Source organism: Mesorhizobium sp. M0904, from assembly GCF_040319475.1.
GTDB lineage: Bacteria > Pseudomonadota > Alphaproteobacteria > Rhizobiales > Rhizobiaceae > Mesorhizobium.
Genome location: NZ_JAMYOC010000020.1, coordinates 1 through 17,523, shown reverse-complemented (window position 1 = coordinate 17,523; position 17,523 = coordinate 1). Strand labels below are relative to the sequence as shown.

Below are 17,523 nucleotides of genomic sequence, written 5' to 3'. Positions count from 1 at the left end.
TATGCCTGCTGAAGCTCCGCGCGGCGCCAAGCTCACCTCAAAGTGGCTTACGATCGTCGGCATCGGCGAGGACGGTGTAGCGGGTCTCGGCGACGAGGCCAAGCGGTTGATCGCTGAGGCCGAGTTCGTCTTCGGCGGCAAGCGCCACCTCGCCCTTGTCGCATCACTGATCAAAGGTGAAGCGCGCGCCTGGCCGACGCCCTTCGATGCCGAGATGCGCGACGTGCTGGCGCTCTCCGGCAGACGCGTCTGCGTGCTGGCCTCCGGCGATCCCTTCTACCACGGTGCCGGCGTCACCCTCGCCCGCAAGGTCGCGGCAGAGGATATGCGGGTGATCCCCGCGCCCTCGGCCTTTTCGCTGGCCGCCTCACGCCTGGGCTGGGCGCTGCAGGACGTCGAGACCATTTCGCTGCATGGCCGCTCGCTCGACCTGATCCGGCCGTTGCTGCATCCTTGCACCCGCATTCTCGCGCTGACCTCGGACAGCGATGCACCGGGAGCGATTGCCCGTCTCATTATCGAACTTGGCTTCGGCGCTTCGCGGTTGACGGTGCTGGAGGCGCTGGGTGGGCCGAACGAAAGGCTGCGCTCGGCGAGCGCCGGCACCTTCGACCTCGCAAAGATCAATCCGCTCAACGTGCTCGCGATCGAAGTTGAATCGACTCCGCAAGCACCCATCCTGCCGCTGACAGCGGGACTTGCCGATCGTTTGTTCGAGCATGACGGCCAGATCACCAAGCGCGAAGTGCGCGCCGTCACCCTGTCCGCTCTCGCGCCAAGGCGCGGCGAACTGCTGTGGGACATCGGCGCCGGATCGGGCTCCATCGGCATCGAATGGATGCTGGCCCATCCTTCCATGCGTGCCATCGCCGTTGAGGCCGATCCGGCCCGCGCCGTCCGCATCCGACGTAACGCCGCGGCCTGCGGCGTTCCCGGTCTCGCCGTCGTTGAAGGTTCCGCACCGCAAGCTCTTGCTGGGCTGGAAACGCCGGCAGCGATCTTCATCGGCGGCGGCGGCAGCGATGCCGGCGTGCTGGAAAGAGCCATCGATGCCTTACCTGCCGGCGGCCGCCTAGTCGCCAACGCAGTGACCCTGGAGATGGAGGCACTGCTGCTTTCCCGTCACGCTGCGCTCGGAGGCGAGCTTACCCGGATCGCTATATCCCGTGCTTCGCCGGTTGGTTCGATGCAGGCCTGGCGGCCGGCTGTGCCGGTCACCCAATGGAGTTGGGCCAAGCCATGATGGTCGCGGGCATCGGCAGCCGCAAAGGTGTCAGCGCACGCGACGTGCTTGCTGCGGTAGAAACCGCACTGGAGGCGCACGGGCTTGCCCTGCCCGCGCTTTCAGCCCTCGCGACCGCGTCTCTCAAGCAGGATGAAGCGGCAATCTTCGCCGCCGGACGTGAACTGCGCCTCCCGGTGATCGTTGTCGAGCAGGACGAACTCAAAGCTGCATCTACGACCAGCCACTCCGACCTATCACAGGAGCATGCCGGCACGCCGTCTGTTTCCGAAGCCTCGGCGCTTGCCGCCGCCGGCAAAGGCGCAAAGCTGCTCGGGCCGCGCACGGTGCTCGGTGCTGTCACCTGCGCCATCGCCATCAGCGGAGATGCGGCATGACCGTCCATTTCATCGGTGCCGGCCCGGGTGCTGCCGACCTGATCACCTTGCGCGGCAGCCGCCTGCTCGGCAGTTGTCCCGTCTGCCTCTATGCCGGATCGATCGTCGCGCCGGAGCTGTTGCAGCACTGCGCGCCCGGAACGAGGTTGATCGACACCGCGCCGATGTCACTCGACGAGATCGAGGCCGAATATGTGGCCGCCCACGCGGCCGGCCATGATGTCGCCCGCCTGCATTCCGGTGATCTGTCGGTCTGGAGCGCAGTTGCCGAGCAGATCCGCCGGCTGGAAAAGCACGGCATCCCTTATACACTGACGCCGGGCGTGCCGTCCTTCGCCGCTGCGGCGGCAGCGCTGCGCCGCGAGCTGACCATTCCAGAAGTCGCGCAAAGCCTGGTGCTGACCCGCATCTCCGGCCGCGCCTCGAAAATGCCGCCCGGCGAAACGCTGGCCGGCTTCGGCCGCACCGGCGCCACGCTGGCCATCCACCTTGCCATCCACGCCATCGACCGCGTCGTCGCCGAGCTGACGCCGCATTACGGCGCCGACTGCCCGGTCGCGGTCGTCTTCCGTGCCTCCTGGCCGGACGAGCGCGTGCTGACCGGCACGCTGGCCACCATCGAGGCGCAATTGGCCGCCGATCCGATGGAGCGCACGGCAATCATCTTCGTCGGCCGCTCGCTGGCGGCGGAAGGCTTTGGCGAAAGTTCACTGTATGACGCGCACTACCAGCGGCGCTTTCGCGGACGGGACGGATTGTGAGCGGCAGCAATAGAAACACTACGGTCGAGCAGGCGCTCACCCGGCTGAACTTCAAACCGCGCCAGCTGGAGCCCGGTCATGTCTGGCTGGCCGGTGCCGGCCCTGGCGATCCCGGCTGCCTGACGCTGGAAGTGCTGGCCGCCCTCGGACAGTGCGACGCGCTGGTTTATGACGCGCTGGTCTCGCCCGCGGTCGTCGCCGTCGCTGAGGGCGCGGAACTGTTCTATGCCGGCAAGCGCGGTGGCAAGCCATCGATGAAGCAGGACGACATTACCGCTCTGCTGGTTCGGCTGGCGCGCGCGGGCCGGCGCGTCGTCAGGCTGAAGGGGGGCGACCCCTATATTTTCGGGCGTGGCGGCGAAGAGGCGCTGGCGCTGGCCGGGAAAACCATCCCGTTCCGCATCCTGCCTGGCCTGACGTCCGGCCTCAGCGCGCTGGCCGCCACCGGCATTCCCGGCACCATGCGCGGCATCAACAAGGCGCTGATCCTGGCGACCGGTCACGCCGCCGGCACCGATGACGACCTCGACTGGGCGGCCATCGCCCGTACCGGCCAGCCGGTGGTCATCTATATGGGCATGGCCAATCTGCCACTGATCGCCGCCTCGCTGCTCGAGGGCGGGCTGGCGCCTTCGACGCCCACCGCGGTGATTGTCGCTGCGACGACACCGCAGGAACGGATCGTCGTCGCCACGCTCGCCACCATTGCGGAAGAGGCAGCAGCCGCCGGTCTGACCTCGCCGGCGCTGATCGTCGTCGGCGGTATTGTCGCTATGCGTGCGGCACTGGCGGGCGAGCCATGACCCGCGCCATCATCATCGGCGCGCCGCGCTCGGGCTCGGGCAAGACCAGCGTCACCATCGGCATTCTGCGCGCGCTCGCCCGGCGCGGCCTGAAGGTGCGCGGCGCCAAGTCCGGCCCGGACTATATCGATCCCGGCTTCCACACCGCCGCCACAGGCTTGTCCGGCATCAACCTCGACAGCTGGGCAATGCCGCCCGCCCTGCTTAACGCACTGGCCGGCGAAGCGACCGAAGATGCCGATTTTATCTTCCTCGAAAGCGCCATGGGCCTGTTCGATGGAATTCCGGCTGCTCCGGGCCGCACCGGCTCGGCCGCCGACCTTGCCCGACTTTATGGCCTGCCGGTGCTGCTGGTGCTCGACGTTTCCGGCCAGTCGACCACGGCGGCGGCCGTTGCCAAGGGCTTTGCTACTTATGACCCCGATGTGCGCATGGCCGGTGTCGTGCTCAACCGATTGGGCAGTGAACGCCACCGCCGACTGTGCGGCGATGCCATCGAAGCGCTCGGCTTGCCTGTCGTCGGCGCTATCCTGCGCGATCCCTCGCTCAACCTGCCCGAACGTCATCTCGGCCTCGTTCAGGCCGGCGAATATGAGAATCTGATGGCGCATCTCGACCGGCTGGCCGATATGGTCGAGCACTCGCTCGACCTCGACGCCATCATGGCTCTGGCGGCGCCATTCACGCCCGCGCCGGGCAATTTCGGCGACGCGCTGCCGCCCCCCGGCCAGCGCATTGCACTCGCCGAGGACGCCGCCTTTACCTTCCTCTATCCGCACGTTGCCGCGCATTGGCGCAAGGCCGGCGCCGAGATCGTCCCATTCTCGCCGCTCGCCGATGAAGCGCCCGGCGACAATTGCGATGTCTGCTGGCTGCCCGGCGGCTATCCCGAGCTCCACGCCGGCCGCCTCGCCGCCGCTGCGAATTTCAGGGCGGGCATGGCGAGGTTCGCCGCCACGCGGCCGGTGCATGGCGAGTGCGGCGGCTTCATGGTGCTCGGCGAGGCGCTCGAGGACGCATCGGGCGAGACGCATCGGATGCTTGGCCTGCTCGGCCATTCGACCAGCTTCGCCAAGCGCAAGATGAATCTCGGCTACCGCGAGGCGCGGCTGCGGTCCGGCTGTCCGCTCGGCAGCCAAGGCACGCTGATCCGCGGCCATGAGTTCCACTACGCGCAGATGGTTGCGACCGGCAATGACGAGCCGCTGGCCGATCTCGCCGACGGGCAAGGCAACCCGCTCGGCGCCTCCGGCTACCGGCGCGGCAATGTCAGCGGCACGTTCTTCCATGCCATTGCGAGGGGCGGATGAAGGCCTCGCAACAGCAAATTCTCGATGATATCGCGCTTTGCCTCGTCTTCTTTACCCGGCTGCCGCTGCCGCGAGCCGACTTCCGTGGCCGAAGCCTTGCCGCTGCGATCTGGGCTGCACCGGTCGCCGGTCTCGCCGCCGCTATGGCCGGTGCGCTGGCCTACGCGGTCGGCACGAGGCTGGGCCTAGCCGGAGGTCCTGCTGCAGCGTTCGCCCTTGCCGCGATCTTGCTTGTCACCGGCTGCCTGCATGAGGACGCGCTGTCGGATGTTGCTGATGGTTTTGGCGGCGGCAAGACCCGCGACAGGAAACTGGAGATCATGCGTGACAGCCGCATCGGTGCCTACGGCGCCTGCGCGCTCGGCATCTCGCTGCTGATCCGCTGGAGCGTGCTCTCTGGATTCGCCGGCCCAGCCCACGTGTTCTTGGCTTTGATTGCCGCGCATGCCGCCTCGCGCGGCCTGCTCGGCGCCTTCATGCACCTGCTGCAGCCGGCCCGCAGCGACGGCCTTTCGGCCGAAGCGGGCACCGTCTCGGCTAAAACAGCTGGCATCGGTGCCGTACTCGGTGCGGTCGCGCTGTTGGCGCTTGGGTTCGGCGCTGCCGTTTTCGCGATCATCCTGCTCGGTCTGTTATTCGCCGCCTTCCGCGCGCTTTGCCTCAATCAGATCGGCGGCCAGACCGGCGACACCGTCGGCGCCCTTCAGCAGCTGGGCGAGATCGCAATCCTGCTCGTCGCTTCCATTTCCCTTTCCTGACTCTGTTTCGGAGATTTTGCCCCCATGCCTTTCAAATCGCTCGATGAACTGCGCGCCGCCTGCCTCGGCCTGCCCATTGGCAGCGACGCCGCGGCCAATGCCGTCGCCCGCCGCCAGGACACGCTGACCAAGCCGCAAGGCAGCCTTGGCCGGCTGGAGACAATAGTCGCCTGGCTGGCGCGCTGGCAGGGCCGCGACATGCCAAAGCTCGACCGTGTCAAGGTCTTCGTCTTCGCCGGCAATCACGGCGTCACCGCGCAAGGCGTGTCGGCCTTCCCGTCGGAGGTCACCGTGCAGATGGTGGCGAATTTCGCCGGCGGCGGCGCCGCCATCAACCAGCTTGCCCGCATCGCCGGCGCGGAGCTGGACGTCATCCCGCTTGATCTGGATCATCCGACCGGCGATTTCACGCAAGACGTGTCGATGGACGACGAGGCCTTCCTCGCCGCTGTCTCGGCCGGCTACGACGCGGTCAGCAAGGACCTCGACCTCGTCTGCTTCGGCGAAATGGGCATCGGCAACACCACGCCGGCGGCGGCCATCTCAACCGCGCTGTTCGGCGGCGGCGCCGAACGATGGACCGGGCGCGGCACTGGCGTCGACGATGCCGGCCTCGTGCGCAAGATCGTCGCCATCGAGGCCGGCCTGAAGCGCCACGCCCCGGCGCTGGCCGATCCGCTGAAGCTCGCGGCGGCCCTCGGCGGCCGCGAGCTTGCGGCGATCTTGGGCGCAACGCTGGCTGCGCGTCATCTCGGCGTGCCGGTATTGCTCGACGGCTTCGTCTGCACCGCCGCAGCGGCACCCTTGGCAGCGCTGCACCCTGCTGGCCTCGCCCACACCCTGGCAGCCCATGTCTCGGCCGAATCCGGCCACCGTCGTCTATTGGAGGCGCTCGGCCTGCCGCCCTTGCTCGACCTCGGCATGAGGCTCGGCGAAGGCTCCGGCGCCTGCCTCGCCGTCAACATCGTCCGCTCGGCATTGGAATGCCACGCCAGGATGGCAAGTTTTGCGGAGGCTGGTGTTTCGGAGAAGTGATCGGATACGGCCTATGAACTCGATCCCCTAAGGCAGCAGCTTCCGTCCGCAATGTTTCTCAGATAAATCTGGTGGGATGAAAAAGTTTCACCCCGCCTACTCTGCTGCGTTTCTCATTGTCGGTAGCGGTGCGCTGATTTCGCGCGGCAGATATTCCAGCTACGGTCCGATCGATTCTCGTCCTTTTCTTGATCTTCTTCTGATGGCTTATCAGCGACTTTTCAGGGGGAAAAGCCGACGTTGATGCTGACAGACGTCAGAGTGCTGACAATGGCATCGCTTTTCGGTTCGGCAAGTTTCTGAGCCGCGTTTTCGGGCGCGGCAATCGCAGCGTTTGATCCAGTCGGCTGCGAGCGCTGCGAGCTAAGAGCACGCCTCGCCAAAGACTATCGGACTCCAAAGGCCAGCCCAAAGTTGATGAAACGAGCGCGGTGAATGAAACCGGCTCGTTCTAAGGTCTTTCCACCAAATCCTGGAGATTTTTGGTGGGTGTGCACAGGATCGAACTGTGGACCCGCTGATTAAGAGTCAGCTGCTCTACCAACTGAGCTACACACCCACACGGCCGGTAAACCCAGCGTTGGCGGGCATATAGCCGCCGCCATCCGCCATGTCCAGCCCCGTGGGATTCATTTCCCGACAAATCGCCGAAGTGCCGAGGTCGTCAAACAAAAAGCCTGCCTTCAGCCACCTTCACCGCATGGCCGCCGATGCGAGCGGCGGCCAGTTTGCCGCCGTCGACATTCAGTTCGAGGCGAATGCGCGAAGGCCGGCCCATCTCCAGCCCCTGCTCGATCCACAGTTGTGAAACGCCGTCTGTCGGGCCGTCGAAATGCATGATCGCGCCGGCGAACGCGGCCGCCGCTGATCCGGTCGCCGGGTCTTCGTAGGACGGATTGCCGGGCACCATCATGCGGACATGGAAGGCACTGTCATGGTGCACCGTCTCGCGGCAATAGACATAGGGGCTGGCGAAGGCCCATTCGCTCTTGCGTGGTGCCAACTCCGACCACGCCTGGTTGTCCAGCCTGATCCGGGCGGCCGCCTCCAGATTGGCGACGGGGATGGTCACGTAGGGCACTCCAGCCGACCAGAACGAAACGCGGTGGTTCTCGAAGCCGATCTCGTGCGGCCCAAGGCCAAGGGCCGCGCCGATCGCCTCGGGAGCGGCCGACAATTCCAGCTGCGCCGGCAGTTTCGCCAGGTCGAACTCGGCAAAGGTCGAACCATCGTGCTTGCTGACAGCGCAGCGCACCGGGCCGATATTCTCCTCGAGCACGAAGATGCCGGCGGCCTCTCCCGCCATTTCGGCGAGCGCTATCGCCGAGCCGACGCTCGGGTGGCCGGCGAACGGCATTTCATAGTCGGGTGTGAAGATACGGATGCGGGCCCGATGCTTGGGATTATCAGGCGGCAGCACGAAGACGGTTTCGGACAGGTTGAACTCGCGCGCCACCGCCTGCATCGCCGCAACGTCCAGCCCATCACAGTCGAGCACCACGGCCAGCGGATTGCCGGCCAGCCGGTTGGTGGTGAATACGTCGTAAAGCAAGTAATTCCGCGGCTGCATCTCAGTAAGTCCTCTGCCTCATTCCCAACATGAGCGAAATTTAATTTGAATTTTGAACCATAAGGCCTGATTTGTGCACTGATGGGATATCACTGAACATAGGGGGCCGGCGTGGACCAGATTGTCAATCTGCCAAAGACGGAATCCGCTTCCGCCATCGAGACGGCGCTCGGGCTCGACCACCAGGGCCTGAAGACAAAACGCCGTCGCGGTTGGTTTTACGCGCTGCTTGCGCTACTCGCAGTGGCCGCGGGTGTCGTCGGCTACCCCTGGTATGCGGGCTCGCCCGCCAAGATCGAGTATACCACGACACTGGCCGCCATGGCCGACCTTACCGTCGCGGTTTCGGCTACCGGCACGCTGCAGCCCCTCACCCAGGTCGATATTTCCAGCGAACTCTCCGGCGTCGTCCGCTCGGTTTCGGTCAACGAGAACCAGCTGGTGAAGAAGGGCGATGTGCTGGCTGCGCTCGACACCGCAAAGTTGGAGGTGCAGATCGAGCGCGCCCAGGCCTCCGCCAAGGCAGCGACGGCGAGCGTCGAGGACGCCACTGTGACCCTGGCCGAAAACGAAAAGGCGCTGGTGCGCGCGGCACAACTCACCAAGCGCGGCATGGCGACGGACCAGTCGCTCGAAGCGGCAACCGCCACGCGCGACCGCTCGAAGGCGGCGCTCGATATTGCCAAAGCCAACCTCGCCATGGCCAGTGCCGATCTCAAGGCGCAGCAGACGGATCTTGCCAAGAGCACCATCTACGCTCCGATCGACGGCATCATACTGACGCGCTCGGTCGATCCCGGCCAGACGGTCGCCTCTTCGCTGCAGGCGCCGGTCCTGTTCGTCATCGCCGCCGATCTGAAGAACATGGAGTTGAAGGCGGCGGTCGACGAGGCCGATATCGGCGCCGTCAAACCCGGCCAGCATGCGCGCTTCACCGTCGATGCCTTCCCGGAACGGCCGTTCGACGCCGAAATCCGCGACATCTACTATGCCTCAGTCACCACCGACGGCGTCGTCACTTACGATGCAAGGCTGGATGTCGACAACAGCGAACTTCTGTTGCGGCCCGGCATGACAGCCACCGTCTCGGTCGTCACCAAGCAGGCCAGGAACGTGCTCACCGTGCCGTCGATCGCCTTCCGCTACCGGCCGGCCCAGACGGCGGAGCGCGGCTGGAGCCTCACCGACCTGTTCACAGGCCGCATGGGACGCCCCGGCGGCAACCGCCAGCACCAGGCGGCGACGAAGCCCACCGACGGCTCGCGCACGCTCTACCTGCTGGAGAATGGGCGGCCGCATCCTGTCAACGTCAGGGTCGGCTCGACAGACGGCGAACTGACCGAGATCGTCTCCGGCCTGGAGGAAGGCGCACAAGTCATTACCGCCTCGCAGCAGCGGAGCTGATCATGGCATCGGTCGCGACCACGCTCATAGGCTTCGACAAGGTATGGAAAAGCTATGGCCAGGGCGAAGCCCGGGTGCATGCGCTGGCCGGCGTCGACCTCGCCATCAGACGCGGCGAATTCGTCGCCATCATGGGCCCGTCCGGTTCCGGCAAATCGACGGCCATGAACATCATTGGCTGCCTCGACACGCCGACCGCTGGGACTTACAGCTTCGAAGGCATCGATGCCGGCCGTCTCGACCGCAACCGCCGCGCTCAGCTGCGCAATCTCTATGTGGGCTTCGTCTTCCAGGGCTATAATCTCTTGCCGCGCACTACGGCGGCGGAGAATGTCGAACTGCCGCTGATCTACCGCGGCGTTGGCGCCCGCGAGCGTCGCGGCCTTGCCATGCAGGCACTTGCCGAGGTTGGCCTTGTTGGCCGCGAGCATCATACGCCAGCCGAGCTGTCCGGCGGCCAGCAGCAGCGCGTGGCGATCGCCCGCGCCATCGTCACCAAGCCGACGCTGCTCGTTGCCGACGAGCCGACCGGCAATCTCGATACCGCCCGCACGCACGAGATCATGGAGCTCCTGACGCAGCTGAACAGCGAGCTCGGCCTGACCATCGCCATGGTCACGCACGAAGCAGATGTTGCCGGCTATGCCCAGCGCACGATCCGTTTCCTCGATGGCCATGTCGCCTCGGATACAGCCAGTCTCGAGATGGCCTAGCCATGATCTGGGAAACCGTCCGCCTCTCGCTCCGCTCCATCCGCCGCAACGTGCTGCGCTCGTTCCTGACGCTGCTCGGCATCGTCATCGGCGTTGCCGCCGTCATCGCCATGCTGACCATCGGCTCGGGCACCACCGAAAAGGTCAAGTCCGATATTTCCAAGCTTGGTAGCAACCTGCTCGTCATTCGTTCCGGCCGTCCGGCCGGGCCTGGCGGACCTGGAGGGCTCGATCAGGTCGTCCGACCGCTGAGCGACAGAGATCTTGCAGCGCTTGTCGCGCACCTGGACGGCGCGCGCGCCATCTCACCGGCGTCGCAAAAGCAGGTGCGCGTCATTTTCGGCACCGAAAGCCTGACCTCGGGCGTTACCGGCACCGACAGCGCCTATCTCGATGCTCGCGACTGGAAGCTGGTTTCGGGCCGCCCGTTCAGCGATTCGGAAACCCGCTCGGGCACCGGCGTCTGCCTCATCGGCGAGACGGTGCGCCAGCAGTTCTTCGGCGCCGGTGACCCCGAAGGCGAGATCATCCGCGTCAACCGCACCTCCTGCAAGATCATCGGCTTGCTCGAACCGAAGGGCTATACCGGCTTCGGCCAGGACCAGGACAATGTCGTGCTGATGCCGCTCGCCGCCTATCAGCGTCGGATTGCCGGCAATCGCGACATCGAATCGGTCTATGTCGCCGCCGACGACCGTACGCCAACCACGGTGCTGCAGCAGCGCGTCGAGGACATCTTGCGCGACACACGCCGCATCACGCCCGACCGAGACGATGATTTCTCGATCCGCGACATGACCCAGATCGCCGATGCCATGGCCAGCGCCACCACCACCATGACTGGCATGCTCGGCGCCATCGCCGGCGTCAGCCTGCTCGTCGGCGGCATCGGCATTATGAATATCATGCTGGTGTCGGTAACCGAGCGCACGCGCGAGATCGGCATCAGGCTCGCCATCGGCGCCCACGAAAAGCACATCCTCATCCAGTTCCTGGTCGAGGCGACGGTGCTGTCGCTGCTTGGCGGCATCATCGGCATCCTGATCGGCCTGGCATTGGCCGGCCTCGCCTCGCTGACGCTGACGATCCCGTTTGCGCCAAGCCCGGCGGTCATCCTGCTTGCGGTCGGCTTTTCCGCGCTGATCGGCATGGTGTTCGGCTTCTTCCCGGCGCTGCGCGGCGCACGGCTCAACCCCATCGACGCGCTGAGGCATGAATAGAGCGTTGCAGCAAATGTCGCCTCGCGACGCTGCCAATTTTATAAGCAACCTGCCCTTGTCGCAGCACAATCTGCAATGATAACAATGCTGTTGGGGACTAAGGGGGAACAATGGATGAGCAAGAGAGGGCGACTGGCTCTGGCGATGGTGATCGTCGAAGCCGCATTGGCAGGGCTTTGGTGGAATTTGATCCGTTATGGAATGGATAATCCCGATCGCGTCACAGCTGACTTCCAGCAGGTAATTGGGCAGACGATGGGAACGGCGATGGGGGCACTCCTGGGTCTCGGCGTGCTGCTGTATTTTGTCGCTGCCCGCAGCGACCGCAAGGCTATTGAAGGCAGGTCGCGACGTTAGAGTCGGAATCCTTGCGCGAAGTGCCATTCGATCAGCGGTCTCATATGCGGCATCAATCCGTCCGGCAGGTCGGCTGCATTGCGGATGATCACAGGACCTTCGATTTCAGGCTCTGACTCGGCCGCGACGAAAGCGCGGATCCGCTGTGCCAGGTCGTCGGCGGAGGCCGTCTCGCGGTAGCGGCGAAAGATCACCGTGCCGCTTGCCGTCGACAGGGCGTAGTGGCGCCTGCCGCGTGTCGCGCCTGATAGGTCGAGGCCGGTTTCCTCCCGTACCTCGCGGATCATGTTGAAGTCGACGTCGACAAGGCCGTCGCGGAAATCGGTGGGCTCGAACGAACCGGCGGCGAAGTAGATGCGGCCGGCATTGACCGTATGCGGCGCCATGCGGATCGCCACCAGCGCATTGTCGCCAGCGACCAGCATGGCGTGCGCGTAGGCATGTTCGGCGCCAGGCACCTGTCTATTGCTGCGCCAAAGCATGAAGGTCGAATACCGCACCGCATGGCAGCGGCCGACGAGGCGATTGTCGCGGTAGCTGAGTGCGGAAAGCAGCACCACAGTGCCGTCGAAAAGCGCCGGCTTGGATGCGGTCTCACGCCGCCAGTTCGCCGCGATCGCCTCGGCATTATCGCGCTCGAATGGATGCGGGCCAGGATCGAGCTTGACGTCGATGGCATCGACCGGCAGGATGACGTTGCGCGGCAGGTCGAAACTCACGCCTGTCTCACGCCAAGTCGAGGGCAATTGCTACCGGGCAATGGTCGGATGCCTTCGGCCGGTCCCACCCGGCACGTGGGAAGCGCTCGACCTCTTGGCCCGTCGGAAATATGGTGCGCCAAGGCTGCCCGTTGCGGATGATATCGGGAACGGCGGTGGCGTTCTGCCTGGCTAGCGCCCTCGACAAAAGGATGTAGTCGAGCTGGCAGAGATGCCGCTCTTCCGGTCCGCGCGTGTGGTAGAAAGTCCAGCGGTCCATTTCCGGCCGCCGCTCGACGGCGTTTTCGCAAAAACCGCCGGCAGTGAGCACGTCGATGCAGGACCGGGTCTCGTCGATCACCTCGAAGCGATAGCCGTCGAAAACATCGCCAGTGATCTTCACGCGCTGCCGGTAGTCGTTCATGTCGCCGCAGATTGCCCAGCGCTTGTCGGCGGCATGGTCCTTGCCGAAGCGCTCCTCGATGATCCGGCGCACCGCCTGCGCCTCGGCGATGCGCAGCGGCATTGTCGCCTCGCGGCCGTCGAGGCCGTTACGGGGCGAGCCCATCGACTTGAAATGCACGAGATAGAGCGTCAACGGCGCGCCAGCCACGGTCAGATCGACTTCCAGACAGTCGCGCCGGAAGATGCGTTCATTGGCCTGGTGACCAAGCGCCGCCAATTCCGCGGTGTGCAGCCCGAATTGCTCGAACGTGACATAGGCGTAGCTGGTCATGCGCACGAATTCGATCGGCTGGCCCTGCGCGGTCTCGTTGCGCATCATCACGGCGACGTCGATGCCGCGCGAATCATTGCCGGCGGTGGTGTATTTCTGCCGGTAGCCTTGCCCCACCATCTTGAACAGATAACCATATTCGAAGGCCTTCAGCGCCTCGATATTGTCGACCTCCTGCATGCAGATGATGTCGGCGCGGGTGGCCGCGATCGCCAGCGCCGTCAACTGCCGCGTGTCGTCGGACTGCGCGATGGCCCGCGCCTGCTCGAGCATTTTGTATTCGGCCTCGCTCTGGATGTCGAAAAGCGCCAGAGTGCGATCTTCGTTGAGCTGATTGCGGTATCCGGAATAATCAAACCTGTTCATCAGGTTTTCGACGTTGAAAGTGGCAAGGCGCAGCGACATGGCTTTGACCTTTGCCCGCAAGCGCGCCCGAAAACAAGGGCGCAGAAATCAGGCGGCTCTGCTTGATCGCGCGCTCGCTATGGCTGACGGAACCTTTTTGTTCATCTTCCGTTCAGATGGAAAGTTCCATCAATAGGCCCTTCCCCGGGGTATTCTGGGCGTGGGGCCTGAATCTTCGGAGAGTGCGATGAAACCGCTCTTTTTATCTTCTGTCAGATCCGGGCTGATGGCCCTCGGTCTGATCACCGGCCTCTCGGCCCCCTCGCTTGCCGGGCCAATGCCCAAACCTCTGCTGCCGGTGGCTGGCAATGCCGCCGACATCGTGCAAATTCGTGAAGATTGGGCAGGCGGCAACGACAGGGAGATCTGGCGTTGGCGCAATCGCGACTTTGGGCAATGGCACGGCGACGATGGTTGGAGATGGCGGTCCAACAATTTCCGCGGCCGTCATTTCTCAAGACACTGGGACAATGGCGGCTGGGACGACAGCTGGCGTTGGCGCCATCACCGCCGCCATTACCGCGGCGGTTACTACGATGATAGTGCCGGCGCCGCGATTCTTGGGCTGGGCCTGGGGCTCGGCCTTGGCAGCCTGTACAACAGCTACAACTACTACGACGCGCCGCCACCGCGCCGCTATTATCGCGCAGGGCGGCTTTCCAGTGCACATGTCCAATGGTGTTACAATCGCTACCGGTCGTACCGCGCCTGGGACAACACCTTCCAGCCCTATTACGGGCCGCGCCAGCAATGCTACTCGCCCTATAGGTAAGCAGGCCGACAACAAGCATCGTTCGGCGCCGTGCTTCGCGGCGCCTTTTTCTTCCAGCCAGGAACCGCGAACATCTCCCAGTCCCGACTGCTGATAACGCTATTTTTATCAGGCAGGTCTAATAATCCTCCCGATCAGAACGCCCGAGACGCGAAAAATGGCTGGATTGCGTGCGATGGCCGAGGACGAACAGAGGGACAAACGCCGGCAGCGCGTCTTCAAGGGCGCGACGATCCTGACCGGCATGACCAATTCCGAGGTCACATGCACGCTGCGCAACATGCATGCCGGCGGCGCCGAATTGAAGGTCTCGATCGACGCGCGCGTGCCCGACGAGTTCCTGCTCTATGTTCCGACCGACGGCATCGCCTACAAGGCCGTGGTCCGCTGGCGCCGCGAGGATCGCATCGGCGTGATGTTCATCGGCACCGAACCAAAGCCCAGTTGGCACTACGGCTGATATCTACCGGCGCTATCCGGGTGGCAGGACTTGCAGCGTCTGCTCGTCAAACAGCGGCTCATCCTGGCCGACGCGAACGAATAGAAGCTTTCGCAGTTCGGGTGATTGCACCTCGAAATACTGAATGCCGTCCGGGGCTTCGCCCCATTCGCCGCAAGGCGGTTCGCCGACCTCGTCAGGGTTGGCGACGGTCTTCAATTCCTCACGATAGGCGGCATCGGGACTGAAAACATACCGGAGGATGCGCGCGGGCGTCGCCCCTTCGGTGTAAGGCATGAGCACGCAACGTGTGCTGATGGCTTTCTCGGTCTTCTGCGTAAAAATGCGCTGCAACGCAGCATCGGCGGCCTCGCCCGGCAGCATATCGAAGACTTCGACGACGGGATCGGCCGAACCGCCATCGCTGTATTTGATGGCAAGAGCATTGCCGCCAAGCTCGAAATGAATCCGGCGAAAGCCGAAATCGCAACGCTGTACCCAGGCAGCCAGCCCGACATCCCTGTCCGCCAAGCGTTCCCAGCTGCATTTGTCGACGGGCGGACGCGACGGCGTGCTTTGGTCGGCACGAGCCCCCGGCGCCATGGCCACAAGGACCGACAGGGTGCAGATGCAGGCCGGCAGTCTCTTGTTATTCATCGCTGCAACCCGTCAAGCTAAAGGCGTCCCAGGCCGAACCGTCGGGATTGGCTTTGGCGAAATCGGGCCATTCGGTAAAAATCGCGCCGAAGTCAGGCAACAGCAACCCTGCCGGTGCCGGCGAAGTTTCGCGGGAACTCAGCTGCTCGGCACCGCCTGCACTGAACGCATAGACCTGCCCGTCCCACACTCTGCACAGTCCGGTGCCGTCCTCAAGACCCGCCTCGCGATCGTCGTCGGTGCAGGTGTGCCGGATCGTACCCACAGGAAACGAGTACTTGCCATTGGTCCAGGTGATGTCCGACGGCAGACGAAGGTCGGTGTTGGGCACGATCAGCGAAAAGACCTCGGTCGTCAGCGCAGCCGGCTCGTTGTCTGTGGGCCGGAACTGTATCGTCGCTCCCGAACGCGGCTCGCGATAGGTCGCATGGCTGAGCGAACATTCTGTTGCGTTCGCTGTTTGCGACAGGCTCAGCATGCTCAGAAAAACAGCTACTGCCTTGCGGATGATCATTTAAGTCCCTGGAGCAGCAGCATTGTGAAGTCTAAGCATCAATGCTTTAGCATGGCCCGATGTCATGGTCGAAAGAAAGAATCGATGATCCGAAATCTCTTGATGCTCATTTCGATCTCAACATTTTCGTGCGGCAGCGCCTTTGCCACGGAACCCTATGTCGGCACATGGTCCCGGGACAGATCGAACTGCACCGCCGTTGCGGATGTTCAACGCCAGACTGTCTACACATTGTACCGCGATGCGCTGTCGGTCCCTGCTCTCGGCTGTGAACACGCAATGTTTCTCAAGACACCCACGGGTTGGGTGGCGCCGGCCAGCCAATGCTACGGATCCGACCCGTCGGCGGAAGAGCCGTTCTCCCGTGTCATCCATATTGTGGTCGACGGGGCGACGTTGAGACTGACATGGCCGGGCTACGACAGCGGAGTTCTTGTCAGATGCTGAAGACAAGTGCCCTTCCTCTGGATCTACAGCGTCGAGGACGGCAGTTTCAGCCTTAGATCACCCCGACAAGCAGCGCGGCTCCACCTATGAAGCCAACTGCGCAGACCCACAGGAGCCAAAGCCCACTCACCCTGCATTCGAGAACCGCGGCAGCCGGATTGGCGGGATCGTAGTGGACCTCGACCTTGTCGCCCTCGAGGTAGCGCCGTGATTGACCGCTGACGAGGCTCGGCAGCGAAGCCGTCACGTTTGCCCCGAAAGCGATGCGATCGGCGGCGTAGCGCTGGCCGGCGACGCTATAGCTGTAGACGATGCGGGATTTGAAGACTGTTCGCCAGGGCCGATAGCCGCCTCCGGACCTGTCGCGGGTCTCAAATTTCTGCAAGCCCGAAGCATCGATGTGTCCTGCCGTGATGGGCCATTTCGCCGCCTGTTCCGCTAGTGACTTCTGGGCGAAGCCCATGCGCAGGACAAACAATCCCATGAACAGCAGCAGGGCCGCGGCGCCGAGGTTCTGCGGCTTGGGCAAAAACGGCCGGATCGCTTCCAGGACGCCGCCGACGGAGAAGACCAATACCAGCGCGCCAACCACCAGCCCGGCCGAAAGCTGGACCATGAATTTGAAGGAACCTTCGGGCATGGTGCGCTCGATCACGGCCTTGGCTGGATCGGCCGGGTTGTAGAAGACGGTTACGCCAGCCCCGTTTGGAAATTTCGCAAGGGTTTCCGCCACGGCAAAGTTTCCAAGGTTCTCCTGCACGCTGTAGTGCGAACTGCGAAACTTCTTGCCGTTCACCTTGTATTCGAAGGTGATCGCCGGGAAGTTGCGCATCTCGGTCGACCCTCTGCTGTCCGAACCGGATCCCGAACTGGTCACCTCGCGAGCCTCGACACGCGACGAGACGATCTTTCCCGGCGTCGGAGACCAGCGGCTGACCGCCCTCACCTCCCACCACTTCAGGAACGTGACGAGGGAGAGCATGCCGGCAACCGCGCAGGCAAACCCGACCAACAGAAATTTGAGTTCCAAGTCTCAGCCCCCTTTGGCACTTCTGTGCCATGCCCCGCACAGGCATACCACGGTGATGAGGATAATGCGCCTGTCCACAAGCGTGGGAACCACACAATCTTTATGCGAAAAGGCCGGCGGATCGCTCCGCCGGCCTTTCTTGATCGGCAATGAAATTGCGATAGTTCTTGGCCCTGTCGACCAGCTTGTTTTTGGAAATCCCCCGCGCGCCCGCAGCGCGAAGCCTGAGGACGCGCAACGAAACGAATGTGGATTTCCTTCAGTTCTTGGCCTT

Annotated in this window: 20 protein-coding genes and 1 tRNA gene; 14 read left to right on the top strand and 7 right to left on the bottom strand. The window is 64.0% G+C overall.

The genetic code is table 11. The annotated features are described in order from the left end of the window. The first annotated feature begins 1 nt into the window (after window position 1). Genes cbiE through cobT form a run of 7 tightly spaced genes read left to right on the top strand, consistent with a single transcriptional unit; the run spans window position 2 to window position 6,287 of the window. Window positions 2–1,243, top strand: a complete 1,242-nt coding sequence (cbiE, locus tag NKH80_RS20910; protein ID WP_352738738.1) for a precorrin-6y C5,15-methyltransferase (decarboxylating) subunit CbiE — start codon at window positions 2–4, stop codon at window positions 1,241–1,243. Continuing rightward, complete coding sequence (locus NKH80_RS20905; RefSeq protein ID WP_254818091.1) at window positions 1,240–1,620, top strand: cobalamin biosynthesis protein; 381 nt, start codon at window positions 1,240–1,242, stop codon at window positions 1,618–1,620. The genes cbiE and NKH80_RS20905 overlap by 4 nt, the downstream gene beginning before the upstream one ends. Continuing rightward, the gene (cobM, locus tag NKH80_RS20900; RefSeq protein WP_352691652.1) at window positions 1,617–2,381 is read left to right on the top strand and encodes a precorrin-4 C(11)-methyltransferase; all 765 of its coding nucleotides are present in this window, start codon (window positions 1,617–1,619) and stop codon (window positions 2,379–2,381) included. Before NKH80_RS20905 ends, cobM begins: the two co-directional genes overlap by 4 nt. Further along, a complete protein-coding gene (gene cobA, locus NKH80_RS20895; protein ID WP_352691651.1) occupies window positions 2,378–3,184 on the top strand; it encodes a uroporphyrinogen-III C-methyltransferase in 807 nt (268 codons plus the stop codon). Before cobM ends, cobA begins: the two co-directional genes overlap by 4 nt. Then, complete coding sequence (locus NKH80_RS20890) at window positions 3,181–4,494, top strand: cobyrinic acid a,c-diamide synthase CobB (RefSeq protein ID WP_352647041.1); 1,314 nt, start codon at window positions 3,181–3,183, stop codon at window positions 4,492–4,494. Before cobA ends, NKH80_RS20890 begins: the two co-directional genes overlap by 4 nt. Next, window positions 4,491–5,252, top strand: a complete 762-nt coding sequence (locus tag NKH80_RS20885; protein ID WP_352477536.1) for an adenosylcobinamide-GDP ribazoletransferase — start codon at window positions 4,491–4,493, stop codon at window positions 5,250–5,252. The genes NKH80_RS20890 and NKH80_RS20885 overlap by 4 nt, the downstream gene beginning before the upstream one ends. A 24-nt stretch (window positions 5,253–5,276) precedes the next feature. Beyond that, on the top strand, window positions 5,277–6,287 hold the full coding sequence (gene cobT, locus NKH80_RS20880) for a nicotinate-nucleotide--dimethylbenzimidazole phosphoribosyltransferase (protein ID WP_352477534.1): 1,011 nt from the start codon (window positions 5,277–5,279) through the stop codon (window positions 6,285–6,287). Between the two features lie 483 nt (window positions 6,288–6,770). Here cobT and NKH80_RS20875 read toward each other — a convergent pair. Next, a tRNA-Lys gene (locus tag NKH80_RS20875) sits at window positions 6,771–6,846 on the bottom strand. 105 nt (window positions 6,847–6,951) lie between these two features. Next, entirely contained in the window at window positions 6,952–7,857 is a 906-nt protein-coding gene (locus NKH80_RS20870) for a PhzF family phenazine biosynthesis protein (protein ID WP_352993235.1), read from the bottom strand. Window positions 7,858–7,968: 111 nt separating this feature from the next. On the opposite strand from NKH80_RS20870, the gene NKH80_RS20865 reads away from it, so the two are divergent. The 4 genes from NKH80_RS20865 to NKH80_RS20850 all read left to right on the top strand — a co-directional run bounded on the left by NKH80_RS20865 (window position 7,969) and on the right by NKH80_RS20850 (window position 11,551). Beyond that, a complete protein-coding gene (locus tag NKH80_RS20865; protein ID WP_352993233.1) occupies window positions 7,969–9,261 on the top strand; it encodes an efflux RND transporter periplasmic adaptor subunit in 1,293 nt (430 codons plus the stop codon). A gap of 2 nt (window positions 9,262–9,263) precedes the next feature. Further along, on the top strand, window positions 9,264–9,974 hold the full coding sequence (locus NKH80_RS20860) for an ABC transporter ATP-binding protein (protein WP_352993231.1): 711 nt from the start codon (window positions 9,264–9,266) through the stop codon (window positions 9,972–9,974). Between the two features lie 2 nt (window positions 9,975–9,976). Continuing rightward, window positions 9,977–11,194, top strand: coding sequence for an ABC transporter permease (locus NKH80_RS20855; RefSeq protein ID WP_352993229.1), 1,218 nt, complete (start codon window positions 9,977–9,979; stop codon window positions 11,192–11,194). A 114-nt stretch (window positions 11,195–11,308) separates the two neighbouring features. Then, complete coding sequence (locus NKH80_RS20850) at window positions 11,309–11,551, top strand: hypothetical protein (RefSeq protein ID WP_352477528.1); 243 nt, start codon at window positions 11,309–11,311, stop codon at window positions 11,549–11,551. Here the strand turns inward: NKH80_RS20850 and NKH80_RS20845 are convergent. Together NKH80_RS20845 and NKH80_RS20840 are read right to left on the bottom strand one after the other, a co-directional pair. Continuing rightward, complete coding sequence (locus tag NKH80_RS20845; protein WP_352993227.1) at window positions 11,548–12,270, bottom strand: hypothetical protein; 723 nt, start codon at window positions 12,268–12,270, stop codon at window positions 11,548–11,550. The genes NKH80_RS20850 and NKH80_RS20845 overlap by 4 nt on opposite strands. 7 nt (window positions 12,271–12,277) lie before the next feature. Then, window positions 12,278–13,390, bottom strand: a complete 1,113-nt coding sequence (locus NKH80_RS20840; protein ID WP_352993225.1) for an endonuclease/exonuclease/phosphatase family protein — start codon at window positions 13,388–13,390, stop codon at window positions 12,278–12,280. On the opposite strand from NKH80_RS20840, the gene NKH80_RS20835 reads away from it, so the two are divergent. The 3 genes from NKH80_RS20835 to NKH80_RS20825 all read left to right on the top strand — a co-directional run bounded on the left by NKH80_RS20835 (window position 13,389) and on the right by NKH80_RS20825 (window position 14,622). Continuing rightward, window positions 13,389–13,526, top strand: a complete 138-nt coding sequence (locus NKH80_RS20835; RefSeq protein ID WP_254820699.1) for a hypothetical protein — start codon at window positions 13,389–13,391, stop codon at window positions 13,524–13,526. The two genes, NKH80_RS20840 and NKH80_RS20835, sit on opposite strands and share 2 nt — an antisense overlap. Window positions 13,527–13,577: 51 nt before the next feature. Continuing rightward, window positions 13,578–14,162: a BA14K family protein gene (locus NKH80_RS20830; RefSeq protein ID WP_352993223.1), complete on the top strand. Its 585-nt coding sequence runs from the start codon at window positions 13,578–13,580 to the stop codon at window positions 14,160–14,162. Window positions 14,163–14,337: 175 nt separating this feature from the next. Then, window positions 14,338–14,622, top strand: coding sequence for a PilZ domain-containing protein (locus tag NKH80_RS20825; RefSeq protein ID WP_254820713.1), 285 nt, complete (start codon window positions 14,338–14,340; stop codon window positions 14,620–14,622). Between the two features lie 12 nt (window positions 14,623–14,634). Here the strand turns inward: NKH80_RS20825 and NKH80_RS20820 are convergent, their stop codons facing one another. The 3 genes from NKH80_RS20820 to NKH80_RS20810 all read right to left on the bottom strand — a co-directional run bounded on the left by NKH80_RS20820 (window position 14,635) and on the right by NKH80_RS20810 (window position 17,249). Next, complete coding sequence (locus NKH80_RS20820) at window positions 14,635–15,258, bottom strand: hypothetical protein (protein ID WP_352993221.1); 624 nt, start codon at window positions 15,256–15,258, stop codon at window positions 14,635–14,637. Next, window positions 15,251–15,772 (bottom strand): hypothetical protein, encoded by a 522-nt coding sequence (locus NKH80_RS20815; protein WP_352993219.1) that lies wholly within the window; start codon window positions 15,770–15,772, stop codon window positions 15,251–15,253. Before NKH80_RS20815 ends, NKH80_RS20820 begins: the two co-directional genes overlap by 8 nt. 499 nt (window positions 15,773–16,271) lie before the next feature. Continuing rightward, entirely contained in the window at window positions 16,272–17,249 is a 978-nt protein-coding gene (locus NKH80_RS20810) for a DUF3592 domain-containing protein (RefSeq protein ID WP_352993217.1), read from the bottom strand. Window positions 17,250–17,523: the final 274 nt, after the last annotated feature.

Bases quoted from the DNA above. Each gene is read 5' to 3' on its own strand.
- cbiE (WP_352738738.1), top strand. From the start codon at position 2: ATGCCTGCTGAAGCTCCGCGCGGCGCCAAGCTCACCTCAAAGTGGCTT.
- NKH80_RS20905 (WP_254818091.1), top strand. From the start codon at position 1,240: ATGATGGTCGCGGGCATCGGCAGCCGCAAAGGTGTCAGCGCACGCGAC.
- cobM (WP_352691652.1), top strand. From the start codon at position 1,617: ATGACCGTCCATTTCATCGGTGCCGGCCCGGGTGCTGCCGACCTGATC.
- NKH80_RS20890 (WP_352647041.1), top strand. From the start codon at position 3,181: ATGACCCGCGCCATCATCATCGGCGCGCCGCGCTCGGGCTCGGGCAAG.
- NKH80_RS20885 (WP_352477536.1), top strand. From the start codon at position 4,491: ATGAAGGCCTCGCAACAGCAAATTCTCGATGATATCGCGCTTTGCCTC.
- cobT (WP_352477534.1), top strand. From the start codon at position 5,277: ATGCCTTTCAAATCGCTCGATGAACTGCGCGCCGCCTGCCTCGGCCTG.
- NKH80_RS20870 (WP_352993235.1), bottom strand. From the start codon at position 7,857: ATGCAGCCGCGGAATTACTTGCTTTACGACGTATTCACCACCAACCGG.
- NKH80_RS20860 (WP_352993231.1), top strand. From the start codon at position 9,264: ATGGCATCGGTCGCGACCACGCTCATAGGCTTCGACAAGGTATGGAAA.
- NKH80_RS20855 (WP_352993229.1), top strand. From the start codon at position 9,977: ATGATCTGGGAAACCGTCCGCCTCTCGCTCCGCTCCATCCGCCGCAAC.
- NKH80_RS20850 (WP_352477528.1), top strand. From the start codon at position 11,309: ATGAGCAAGAGAGGGCGACTGGCTCTGGCGATGGTGATCGTCGAAGCC.
- NKH80_RS20835 (WP_254820699.1), top strand. From the start codon at position 13,389: ATGGCTTTGACCTTTGCCCGCAAGCGCGCCCGAAAACAAGGGCGCAGA.
- NKH80_RS20840 (WP_352993225.1), bottom strand. From the start codon at position 13,390: ATGTCGCTGCGCCTTGCCACTTTCAACGTCGAAAACCTGATGAACAGG.
- NKH80_RS20830 (WP_352993223.1), top strand. From the start codon at position 13,578: ATGAAACCGCTCTTTTTATCTTCTGTCAGATCCGGGCTGATGGCCCTC.
- NKH80_RS20825 (WP_254820713.1), top strand. From the start codon at position 14,338: ATGGCCGAGGACGAACAGAGGGACAAACGCCGGCAGCGCGTCTTCAAG.
- NKH80_RS20820 (WP_352993221.1), bottom strand. From the start codon at position 15,258: ATGAATAACAAGAGACTGCCGGCCTGCATCTGCACCCTGTCGGTCCTT.
- NKH80_RS20815 (WP_352993219.1), bottom strand. From the start codon at position 15,772: ATGATCATCCGCAAGGCAGTAGCTGTTTTTCTGAGCATGCTGAGCCTG.